Below are 12812 nucleotides of genomic sequence, written 5' to 3' on the forward strand. Positions count from 1 at the left end.
ACGGCCACGAGCAGCATCGGTAGCCTGTCGTCGGGCTTGAGCACGACGAACAGCAGCGTTTCGAGCTTGTCGACTTCGACGTCGACGGGGTTGAGCACGGCGACGAGCTCCATCGGCAGCCTGTCGACCTCGACCTCGACGGGCCTGAGCACCGCGACCAGCAGCATCGGGAGCTTGTCGTCGGGGCTGAGCACGACGAACAGCAGCGTGTCGAGTTTGTCGACGTCGACCTCCACAGGGTTGAGCACGGCGACGAGCTCTATTGGCAGCCTGTCGACGTCCACCTCGACGGGGCTGAGCACCGCCACCAGCTCGATCGGCAGCCTCTCGACCTCGACTTCCACGGGATTGAGCACGGCCACCAGCAGCATCGGCAGCTTGTCGTCGGGTTTGAGTACGACGAACAGCAGCGTGTCGAGCCTGTCGACGTCGACGTCGACGGGGTTGAGCACGGCGACCAGTTCCATCGGTAGCCTCTCGACTTCGACTTCGACTGGCTTGAGCACCGCCACGAGCAGCATCGGTAGCCTGTCGACGTCGACCTCCACTGGCTTGAGCACGGCAAACAGCCGCATCGATGGCCTGTCGACCGGACTGAGCACCACGACCAGTAGCATCGGCAGCCTGTCGTCGGGCTTGAGCACGACCAACAGCAGCGTGTCGAGCTTGTCGACTTCCAGTTCCACGGGGCTGAGCACGGCTACGAGTTCGATCGGCAGCCTGTCGACCTCCACGTCCACGGGCTTGAGCACGGCCACGAGCAGCATCGGTAGCTTGTCCACGTCGACTTCGACGGGCCTGAGCACTGCGACCAGCTCAATCGGCAGCCTCTCGACTTCGACTTCCACAGGTCTGAGTACCGCGACGAGCTCCATCGGCAGCCTGTCGACCTCCACGTCCACGGGCCTGAGCACGGCCACGAGCAGCATCGGTAGCTTGTCCACGTCGACCTCGACAGGTCTGAGCACTGCGACCAGCTCGATCGGTAGCCTCTCGACTTCGACTTCCACGGGTCTGAGTACCGCGACGAGTTCCATCGGCAGCTTGTCGACCTCCACGTCCACCGGTCTGAGCACGGCCACGAGCAGCATCGGTAGCTTGTCCACCTCGACCTCGACAGGTCTGAGTACCGCAACCAGCTCGATCGGCAGCCTTTCGACTTCGACTTCCACGGGTCTGAGTACCGCGACGAGTTCCATCGGCAGCTTGTCGACCTCCACGTCCACCGGTCTGAGTACGGCCACGAGCAGCATCGGTAGCTTGTCCACGTCGACCTCGACAGGCCTGAGCACTGCGACCAGCTCGATCGGTAGTTTGTCGTCGGGTCTGAGCACGACGAACAGCAGCGTGTCGAGCCTGTCGACTTCGACTTCCACGGGGCTGAGCACGGCCACGAGCAGCATCGGCAGCCTATCCACATCGACCTCGACAGGCTTGAGCACTGCGACCAGTTCGATCGGCAGTCTGTCGACCTCGACGTCCACGGGGCTCAGCACCGCAACGAGTTCCATCGGCAGCCTCTCGACCTCCACCTCGACCGGTCTGAGCACTGCAACGAGTTCGATCGGCAGCTTGTCGACCTCGACCTCGACGGGCCTGAGCACTGCGACCAGCTCGATTGGCAGCTTGTCTTCGGGGCTGAGCACGACGAACAGCAGCGTGTCGAGCTTGTCGACGTCGACTTCCACGGGGTTGAGCACTGCGACCAGTTCGATCGGCAGTCTGTCGACCTCCACCTCGACCGGTCTGAGCACTGCAACGAGTTCGATCGGCAGCCTGTCCACGTCGACGTCGACCGGCTTGAGCACGGCGACCAGCAGCATCGGCAGCCTCTCGACTTCGACGTCGACCGGCCTGAGCACTGCGACCAGCTCGATCGGAAGCCTTTCGACCTCGACCTCCACAGGTCTGAGCACGGCGAACAGCCGCATCGATGGCCTCTCGACCGGACTGAGCACCACGACCAGCAGCATCGGCAGTCTGTCGTCGGGCCTGAGCACGACGAACAGCAGCGTGTCGAGCTTGTCGACTTCCAGCTCCACCGGCTTGAGCACTGCAACGAGCTCCATCGGTAGCCTCTCGACGTCGACGTCCACGGGCTTGAGCACTGCGACCAGCAGCATCGGCAGCCTGTCGACCTCCACCTCGACGGGTCTGAGCACGGCTACGAGCAGCATCGGCAGCCTCTCGACCTCGACATCGACCGGTTTGAGCACGGCCACGAGCTCCATCGGCAGCTTGTCGACTTCGACCTCCACAGGGCTGAGCACCGCAACGAGCAGCATCGATAGCCTCTCGACCTCGACCTCCACCGGTTTGAGCACGGCAACGAGCTCGATCAGCAGCCTGTCTACCTCGACTTCGACCGGCTTGAGCACTGCGACGAGTTCCATCGGCAGTCTCTCGACTTCTACGTCGAGTGGGCTCAGCACGGCAACAAGCTCCATCAACAGCCTTTCGACCTCGACATCGACCGGGCTGAGCACGGCGACGAGTTCCATCGGTAGCCTGTCCACCTCGACCTCCACGGGCCTGAGCACCGCGACGAGCAGCATCGACAGCCTGTCGACCTCTACGTCGACCGGCTTGAGCACGGCGACGAGTTCCATCGGTAGCCTATCCACCTCGACTTCCACGGGCCTGAGCACCGCGACGAGCAGCATCGACAGCTTGTCGACCTCGACGTCGACTGGACTTAGCACGGCAACGAGTTCGATCGGCAGCCTGTCGACGTCCGCGTCGACGGGTCTGAGCACTGCGACGAGTTCCATAGGCAGTCTCTCGACTTCTACGTCGACCGGCTTGAGCACGGCGACGAGTTCTATCGGCAGCCTATCCACGTCGACCTCGACGGGGCTGAGCACCGCGACGAGCAGCATCGACAGTCTCTCGACTTCGACGTCGACGGGCCTCAGCACGGCAACGAGTTCGATCGGCAGCTTGTCGACCTCGACCTCGACGGGCTTGAGCACGGCCACGAGTTCCATCAGTAGCCTATCCACCTCGACATCTACGGGCCTGAGTACCGCGACTAGCAGTATCGGCAGCCTGTCGACGTCGACGTCCACTGGCCTGAGCACTGCGACAAGTTCGATTGGCAGCCTGTCCACATCGACCTCGACCGGTCTGAGCACCGCGACGAGCAGCATCGATAGCCTTTCGACTTCGACATCGACTGGCCTGAGCACGGCAACGAGTTCGATCGGTAGCCTGTCCACGTCGACGTCGACCGGTCTGAGCACTGCGACAAGCTCCATCGGTAGCCTGTCGACCTCCACCTCCACGGGCCTGAGCACCGCGACCAGCAGTATCGACAGTCTGTCGACCTCGACGTCGACCGGCCTCAGCACGGCAACGAGCTCCATCGGCAGCCTCTCGACGTCGACCTCGACGGGTCTGAGCACTGCTACGAGCAGCATTGACAGCCTCTCGACGTCGACGTCGACTGGCCTCAGCACGGCAACGAGTTCCATCGGCAGCCTGTCCACGTCGACCTCCACGGGTCTGAGCACTGCGACGAGCAGCATCGATAGCTTGTCGACCTCGACGTCGACTGGCCTCAGCACGGCAACCAGCTCGATCGGTAGCCTGTCCACATCGACCTCGACTGGTCTGAGCACGGCAACGAGTTCCATCGACAGCCTTTCGACCTCGACGTCGACCGGTTTGAGCACGGCCACGAGCTCCATCGGCAGCTTGTCGACTTCGACCTCCACGGGCTTGAGCACCGCGACCAGCAGCATCGGCAGCCTGTCGACCTCCACGTCGACGGGTCTGAGCACCGCCACGAGCAGCATCGATAGCCTGTCGACTTCGACATCGACTGGCTTGAGCACGGCCACGAGTTCCATCGGTAGCTTGTCCACCTCGACCTCCACGGGCCTGAGCACCGCGACCAGCAGCATCGACAGCCTTTCGACCTCGACGTCGACCGGGCTGAGCACTGCGACGAGTTCGATTGGCAGCCTGTCCACGTCGACGTCGACCGGCTTGAGCACGGCGACCAGCAGCATCGGCAGTCTGTCGACTTCGACATCGACTGGTCTGAGCACGGCGACGAGTTCGATCGGTAGCTTGTCGACATCGACCTCGACCGGTCTCAGCACCGCGACCAGCAGCATCGGCAGCCTGTCGACTTCCACGTCGACGGGGCTGAGCACTGCCACGAGCAGCATCGATAGCCTGTCGACTTCGACATCGACTGGCCTGAGCACGGCCACGAGTTCCATCGGTAGCTTGTCGACCTCGACCTCCACTGGTTTGAGCACGGCGACCAGCAGCATCGGCAGCCTCTCGACCTCGACCTCCACGGGTTTGAGCACTGCCACCAGCAGCATTGGCAGTCTTTCGACCTCGACGTCCACCGGCTTGAGCACAGCAACGAGCTCGATCGGCAGCCTGTCCACGTCGACTTCGACGGGTCTGAGCACCGCGACGAGCAGCATCGATAGCCTGTCGACCTCGACGTCGACCGGTCTGAGCACTGCGACGAGTTCCATCGGCAGCCTGTCGACCTCCACGTCGACGGGTCTGAGCACCGCTACGAGCAGTATCGACAGCCTGTCTATCTCGACGTCGACCGGTTTGAGCACGGCCACGAGTTCCATCGGTAGCTTGTCGACCTCGACCTCCACTGGCTTGAGCACCGCGACGAGTTCGATCGGCAGCCTCTCGACCTCCACGTCGACTGGCCTGAGCACGGCAACGAGCTCTATCGACAGCCTGTCGACCTCGACCTCCACGGGGTTGAGCACCGCGACGAGTTCGATCGGTAGCCTGTCGACGTCCACGTCGACCGGTCTGAGCACGGCGACCAGCAGCATCGGTAGCTTGTCCACCTCGACATCGACTGGCCTGAGCACGGCAACGAGCTCTATTGACAGCCTGTCGACCTCCACGTCGACCGGGTTGAGCACGGCGACAAGCTCCATCGGCAGCTTGTCGACGTCGACCTCGACGGGCTTGAGCACGGCCACGAGTTCCATCGGTAGCCTGTCCACCTCGACCTCCACGGGTCTGAGCACCGCGACCAGCAGTATCGACAGCTTGTCGACCTCGACGTCGACCGGCTTGAGCACGGCAACGAGTTCGATCGGCAGCCTGTCCACGTCGACTTCGACGGGTCTGAGCACCGCGACGAGCAGCATCGATAGCCTGTCGACTTCGACGTCGACTGGCCTGAGCACGGCAACGAGTTCGATCGGCAGCCTGTCCACCTCGACCTCTACGGGCCTGAGTACCGCGACGAGCAGCATCGATAGCCTCTCGACTTCGACGTCGACTGGTCTGAGCACGGCAACGAGCTCGATTGGCAGCCTGTCCACATCGACATCGACCGGTTTGAGCACGGCCACGAGCAGCATCGGCAGTCTGTCGACCTCCACGTCGACGGGGCTGAGCACCGCGACCAGCAGTATCGACAGCCTGTCCACGTCGACCTCGACCGGTCTCAGCACCGCCACGAGCAGCATCAATAGCCTGTCGACTTCGACGTCGACTGGCTTGAGCACGGCAACGAGCTCCATCGGTAGCTTGTCGACCTCGACATCCACCGGCCTGAGCACTGCGACGAGCAGTATCGACAGCCTGTCGACCTCGACGTCGACCGGCCTCAGCACGGCCACGAGCAGCATTGGCAGCCTTTCGACCTCGACGTCCACTGGCCTGAGCACGGCAACGAGCTCTATTGACAGTTTGTCGACTTCGACCTCTACGGGCTTGAGCACAGCGACAAGCTCCATCGGTAGCTTGTCCACCTCAACCTCCACGGGTCTGAGCACTGCGACGAGCAGCATCGACAGTCTCTCGACCTCGACGTCTACTGGCCTCAGCACGGCAACAAGCTCCATCGGCAGCCTGTCGACTTCCACGTCGACGGGTCTGAGCACCGCGACGAGCAGCATCGATAGCCTGTCGACGTCCACGTCGACCGGTTTGAGCACAGCAACGAGTTCGATCGGCAGCCTGTCCACGTCGACCTCGACGGGCCTGAGCACCGCAACCAGCAGCATCGATAGCCTGTCGACGTCCACGTCGACCGGTTTGAGCACGGCAACGAGCTCGATCGGCAGCTTGTCGACCTCGACCTCTACGGGTCTGAGCACCGCGACCAGCAGCATCGGCAGCCTGTCCACTTCGACGTCAACTGGCCTCAGCACGGCGACGAGCTCCATCGACAGCTTGTCCACCTCGACCTCGACCGGTCTGAGCACTGCCACGAGCAGCATTGGCAGCCTGTCAACCTCTACGTCGACGGGGTTGAGCACGGCAACGAGCTCCATCGGCAGCTTGTCCACATCGACCTCTACGGGTCTGAGCACGGCGACCAGCAGCATCGATAGCTTGTCGACATCGACTTCGACCGGCCTGAGCACTGCAACGAGCTCGATCGGTAGTCTGTCCACGTCGACCTCTACCGGTCTGAGCACTGCGACCAGTAGCATTGACAGCCTGTCGACCTCGACGTCGACCGGCCTGAGCACGGCAACGAGCTCGATCGGCAGCCTGTCCACCTCGACTTCGACGGGCCTGAGCACCGCCACGAGCTCGATTGGCAGCCTGTCCACATCGACGTCGACCGGCTTGAGCACGGCGACCAGCAGCATCGACAGCCTCTCGACTTCGACGTCGACTGGCCTGAGCACGGCAACGAGCTCGATCGGTAGCCTGTCCACCTCGACCTCGACCGGTCTGAGCACGGCCACGAGCAGCATTGGCAGCCTGTCGACCTCGACGTCCACTGGCCTCAGCACGGCAACGAGCTCCATAGACAGCTTGTCCACGTCGACTTCGACGGGCCTGAGCACGGCCACGAGCGGCATCGACAGTCTCTCGACTTCCACGTCGACTGGCTTGAGCACCGCAACGAGCTCGATCGGTAGCTTGTCTACGTCGACGTCGACGGGGCTGAGCACTGCGACCAGCAGCATTGGCAGCCTCTCGACCTCGACGTCCACTGGCCTGAGCACGGCAACGAGCTCGATCGGTAGCCTGTCCACATCGACCTCGACCGGTCTGAGCACGGCCACGAGCAGCATTGGCAGCCTTTCGACCTCGACGTCCACCGGCTTGAGTACGGCCACGAGCTCCATCGGCAGCTTGTCGACTTCGACCTCCACAGGTCTGAGCACCGCGACCAGCAGCATCGGCAGCCTCTCGACTTCCACGTCGACCGGCTTGAGCACGGCGACGAGTTCAATCGATAGCTTGTCCACGTCGACGTCGACGGGTCTGAGCACCGCCACGAGCAGCATAGGCAGCCTTTCGACCTCCACGTCGACTGGCTTGAGCACGGCGACGAGCTCGATCGGCAGCCTTTCGACCTCGACGTCTACCGGCCTCAGCACGGCGACGAGTTCGATCGGTAGCCTGTCCACGTCTACTTCGACGGGCCTGAGTACCGCCACAAGCAGCATCGGCAGCCTGTCGACCGGCCTGAGCACGGCAACGAGCTCCATCGACAGCCTGTCCACTTCGACCTCGACCGGTCTGAGCACCGCCACCAGCGCTATCGGTAGCCTGTCGACTTCGACCTCCACGGGCTTGAGCACTGCGACGAGTTCTATCGGCAGCCTCTCGACCTCGACGTCTACCGGCCTCAGCACGGCGACGAGTTCGATCGGTAGCTTGTCCACGTCGACGTCGACGGGTCTGAGCACTGCGACGAGTTCCATCGGCAGCCTCTCGACCTCGACGTCTACCGGCCTCAGCACGGCGACGAGTTCGATCGGTAGCTTGTCCACGTCAACCTCGACGGGTCTGAGCACCGCCACGAGCAGCATCGACAGTCTCTCGACCTCGACGTCTACCGGCCTCAGCACGGCGACGAGTTCGATCGGCAGCTTGTCCACGTCTACCTCGACGGGCCTGAGCACCGCCACGAGCAGCATCGGCAGCCTTTCGACTTCCACGTCGACTGGCTTGAGCACGGCAACGAGCTCCATCGGCAGCTTGTCGACCTCGACCTCCACGGGCCTGAGCACTGCGACCAGCAGCATCGGCAGCCTGTCCACGTCCACGTCGACCGGCCTCAGCACCGCCACCAGCAGCATCGACAGCCTGTCCACCGGCCTGAGCACCGCCACCAGCGGCGTCAGCAGCCTCTCGACGTCGACGTCCACTGGCCTCAGCACGGCGACGAGTTCGATCGGCAGCTTGTCGACCTCCACGTCGACCGGCCTCAGCACCGCCACGAGCAGCATCGACAGCCTCTCGACCTCGACCTCGACCGGCCTGAGCACGGCGACCAGCTCCATCGGCAGCCTGTCGGTGGGCCTGAGCACCGTGAGCAGCGGCATCGGCAGCCTGTCGATCGGGCTGAGCACGACGAACAGCACCGTGAGCAGTCTGTCGACGTCCACGTCGAGCGGCCTGAGCACGGCGACGAGCAGCATCGGCAGCCTGTCGACGTCCACCTCGAGCGGCTTGAGCACGGCAACGAGCAGCATCAACAGCCTCTCGACATCCACCTCGAGCGGCCTGAGCACGGCGACGAGCAGCATCAACAGCCTGTCGACGTCCACCTCGAGCGGGCTGAGCACGGCGACCAGCAGCATCAACAGCCTGTCGACCTCCACCTCGACCGGCCTGAGCACGGCCACGAGCAGCATCAACAGCCTGTCGACCTCCACCTCGACCGGCCTGAGCACCGCGACCAGCAACATCGGCAGCCTGTCGTCGGGCCTGAGCACGACGAACAGCAACGTCTCCAGCCTGTCGACCTCGACCTCGACCGGCCTGAGCACCGTCACCAGCGGTCTCGGCAGCCTGTCGAGCGGGCTGAGCACGACGAACAGCAACCTCAGCAGCCTGTCGACGAGCATCAGCGGGTCGGTCAGCGGCATCGGCAGCCTGTCGACGGGGCTGAGCACCACCAACAGCACCGTCACCAACATCTACAACAACGGCACGAAGTACTTCCACGCCAACTCGACGGCAGGCGACTCGCAGGCCATCGGCCAGGAGTCGGTGGCGATCGGACCGCAATCGGTGGCCAGCGGCGCGAACTCCTTCGCCGCGGGCAACGGCGCGAAGGCGACGGCCGACGGCGCGGTGGCGGTGGGCTTCGGGGCGCAGGCCACGGGCACCAACGCGATCGCGATCGGTACCGGAGCACTGGCCACCGGCTCGCAGGCGATCGGTGCGGGTGCCAGCGCGGGCGGCAAGGGCGTGGCGATCGGCGACGGCGCGGATGCGGGCGGCACCTCGAGGAGCGCGGCGTCGAACGTCTCGAACGGCACGGCCGTCGGCTTCAACGCGGTGGTCCAGCAGACCGGCGGCGTGGCCCTGGGCTCGGGCTCGGTGGCCTCCAGGGGCGCGGGCGTGGCTGGCTACGTGCCAGGCAGCGCCACCGCGGCGCAGGAGGCGGCGATCAAGGCCACCACCAGCACGCAGGGCGCGGTGTCGGTCGGCGATGCGGCCAACGGCCAGTTCCGCCAGATCACCGGCGTGGCCGCGGGCTCGGCCGACAGCGACGCCACCAACGTGGCGCAGCTGAAGGCAGCCTCGGCGGCTTCGAAGGCCAGCAGCGTGCAGTACGAGACCAACCCCGACGGGTCGGTCAACTACAACCAGATCACGCTGGGCGCCGGCCAGGCGGCGGGCGGCACGCGCATCAGCAACGTGGCACCGGGCATCCTGCCGGGCGACGCGGTCAACGTGCAGCAGTTGACCGACGTGCGCAACCAGATCGGCGACGTGGCGCGCGTCGCCTACTCGGGCACGGCGATGGCGTTCGCGATGTCGGGCACCTACCTGCCGACGCTCTACCCCGGCGAGAAGACCGTGGGCGTGGGCTTCGGCAGCTACAAGGGCTACAGCGCGGTGGCGCTGACCTTCAAGGCCCTGTCGGACGACGGCAAGATGTCCTGGGGCGCGGGCCTCTCGACCACGGGCAAGGAGTGGGGCATCAACGCCGGCATCGGCTGGAAGTGGAAGTAAGTCACAGGGAGAGAAAAGCCCCCTCGAAGGCTCCCGCGCCCCAGGCGCGGGGGCCTTCCTTTTTTGAGGGACACTCGCTGCCCATGCGCATCGGTATTTCAGTCCTCACCCACGCCGGCCAGAACATCTGGGAGAACGGCATGGGGCAGAACGTGCTGTTCCTGGCCCGGCTGCTGCAGCAGATCCCGTTCGTGGAGTCGGTCACGCTGATCGACGCGGGCGACCAGTCGGCGATGCCGCCGCAGGTCGACCTGGCAGCGCGCGGGCTCGCGATCGGCCGGGCGCGCGAGCTCACCGATGCGCTCGACGTGGTGTTCGAGATGGCGGGCGCGCTCGAGGTCTCGTGGCTGTCGTATTTCCGGGCCCGCGGCGGGCGCGTGGTGTTCCATTGCGTGGGCCAGCCCTTCGTGTCGCTGGCCGAGCCGATCCTCTTCTCCGACAAGGGCCACTTCAGCCGGCCGGACCGCTGCGACGAGGTCTGGCTGCTGCCCAAGGACCAGGCCTTCGCGCCGATGATGCGCGTGTACAACCGCTGCCCGGTGCACGTGGTGCCCTACCTCTGGTCCCCCGAGTTCCTCGCGCAGCGCGTGGCCGAGGTCGAGGCGGCGGGCTTCCGCTTCGGCTACGTGCCGCGCACGGCCGAGCAGCCGGGCTTCCGGGTGGCGATCTTCGAACCCAACATCTCGGTGGTGAAGGCCGGCACCTTGCCGATGCTGATCTGCGACGGCGCCTACCGCGCCGACCCGAAGGCGGTGAACTGGATGCATGCGCTCAACACGCTGCACATGAAGGACCACCCGACCATGCTCTACCTGGCGAACTCGCTCGACATCGTGCGCGAGCACAAGGCGATCTTCCATGGCCGGCATGACTTCGCGGGCTTCATGGTGCAGTACGCCGACGCGGTGGTGTCGCACCAGTGGCAGAACGACCAGAACTACAGCTACCTCGACGCGCTCTACGGCAACTACCCGTTGGTGCACAACTCGCCCTGGCTGCGCGACGCGGGCTATTACTACCCGGGCTTCGAAGTCGGCGCCGGCGTCGAGCAGTTGCTGAACGCGGCACGCCATCACGACGCGCAACTCGACGACTACAGGGCCCGCTCGCAGCGCGTGTTCGACGCGCTCGATCCGCTGGCGAGCGCCAACGTCGAGGGCTATGCGCAGCGGCTGCTGCAGCTGGTGGGCGGCGATGCGAACTTCCGCGCCGGAGGTGCCGCGCGATGAACGCCGTGCCCGACAAGCTGCGCGTCGGCGTCTCGATCTTCATCCGCAAGGGCGAGCAGAGCCTGTGGGAGAACGGCGTCTACCAGAACTGCCTGTTCCTCGTGATGCTGCTGCTGCGCTCGCCGCGCGTGGCCAGCACGGTGCTCGTGGCCGGCGGCGGCGACGGCGCGCCGGCCGATGCGGCCGGCTTCCTGGCCGATTCGCCGGTGCCGATCATCGACATGGCAACCGCCGCGCAGGAACTCGACGTGATGATCGAGATGAGCGCCCAGCTCGGGCGCGACTGGGCCGTGGCCTTCCGCGAGCGCGGCGGCAAGATCGTGTCGATGCGCGTGGGCAACGACTACGTGATCGACATCGAGCGCATGATCTTCGACAAGCCGCATGGCCTGCTGCTGACGCTGGCGCCCTACAACGAGGTCTGGACGCTGCCCGAGTACGAGGCCACCTGCAAACCCTATTTCGAGGCCGCCTTCCGCACGCCGGTGCGCCTGATGCCGCACCTGTGGAGCCCGATGGTGCTCGAGCGCGCCCTGGCGCGCAGCGGTGGCGGCAAGCCCTTCGCCTACGAGCCCGGGCGCAGGCACTGGCGCGTGGCGATCTTCGAGCCCAACATCTGCATGGTGAAGACCAGCTTCATCCCGATGCTGGGCTGCGAGGCGGCGCACCGCGCGCAGCCCGACCTGATCGAGCGCCTGTGGGTCTACAACAGCTTCCACCTGCGCGAAAAGCCGCTGTTCGTCGGCTTCGCCCAGAGCCTGGACCTGGTGCAGCATGGGCTGGCCTCGTTCGAGGGGCGCTTCCCGGTCTACCAGGTGGTGCCGCCCAATGTCGACTGCGTGTTCGCGCACCACTGGGAGAACGGCCAGAACTACCTCTACTACGAGGCGCTGTACGGCGGCTATCCGCTGGTGCACAACTCGCACCTGATCGGCGACTGCGGCTACCGCTACCAGGGCTTCGACTGCGAGGACGGCGGCCGGGCGCTGCGGCGCGCCTTCGCCGAGCACGACGCCGACCTGCCCAACTACCGCGAGCGCGCGCGGGCGCTGCTCGAGCGGCTGGACCCCGAAGGCGAGGAGAACGTGCGCATCTACACCGCCGCGATCGAGGCGCTTTACGCCTGAGCGCGAACTCCCGAACGAACCGTATGGCCATGACCCCGACCTCGCTTCCGATCCGCCGCCTGCTGCTGTGCGCCGCGGCCTGCACCCTGACGGCCACCGCCTTCGCGCAGGGCGTGCTCGTGCCCCAGGCGCCGCCCGCGCCGCCGCAGGACACGCTCACGCGCGCGGCCGCCAGCGTGGGCGTCAAGCGCTGCCTGCCGGCGATCACGCGGCTGTCGTCGCTGACCGTGCAGGGCAGCCGCAGCCACGACGTGCTGCTCGACTGGGACCGCAAGCGCCCCGACAGCGGCCCGGTGTTCTCGCTGATCGGCATCGAGTTCCCGAATGCCGGCGTGGCGGGCTCGATCACCGCGATCCCCGACGACGGCGGCAGCTGCACCGTGGCGGCCGAGCGCATCTCGGTGGCGCCCTTCACCTGCGCGAGCATCGCCCAGCAGGAGCTGCCGAACTACCGCGCGACCAAGCTGCTGCCGGTCTACACGGTCTACACCGACGACAAGGAACCGACCTCGTCGGT

3 protein-coding genes and 2 pseudogenes are annotated in these 12812 nt (G+C 65.5%); all 5 read left to right on the plus strand.

Annotated features, from left to right (window positions below):
* Positions 1–657: 657 nt before the first annotated feature.
* A pseudogene (locus AC27VN_RS17530) lies at positions 658–9705 on the plus strand (hypothetical protein); the annotation flags it as partial.
* 75 nt (positions 9706–9780) lie between these two features.
* Positions 9781–9939: pseudogene (locus AC27VN_RS17535) on the plus strand (YadA-like family protein); the annotation flags it as partial.
* An 83-nt stretch (positions 9940–10022) separates the two neighbouring features.
* Positions 10023–11168: a DUF2827 domain-containing protein gene (locus AC27VN_RS17540; RefSeq protein ID WP_490877337.1), complete on the plus strand. Its 1146-nt coding sequence runs from the start codon at positions 10023–10025 to the stop codon at positions 11166–11168.
* Complete coding sequence (locus tag AC27VN_RS17545) at positions 11165–12295, plus strand: DUF2827 domain-containing protein (RefSeq protein ID WP_490877338.1); 1131 nt, start codon at positions 11165–11167, stop codon at positions 12293–12295. The genes AC27VN_RS17540 and AC27VN_RS17545 overlap by 4 nt, the downstream gene beginning before the upstream one ends.
* Before the next feature lie 29 nt (positions 12296–12324).
* On the plus strand, positions 12325–12812 hold a 488-nt coding region (locus tag AC27VN_RS17550), incomplete at its 3' end, for a hypothetical protein (RefSeq protein WP_490877339.1).

The sequence above is a fragment of the Variovorax sp. 20P10.2.4 genome, assembly GCF_058244205.1.

Bases quoted from the DNA above. Each gene is read 5' to 3' on its own strand.
- AC27VN_RS17540 (WP_490877337.1), top strand. From the start codon at position 10,023: ATGCGCATCGGTATTTCAGTCCTCACCCACGCCGGCCAGAACATCTGG.
- AC27VN_RS17545 (WP_490877338.1), top strand. From the start codon at position 11,165: ATGAACGCCGTGCCCGACAAGCTGCGCGTCGGCGTCTCGATCTTCATC.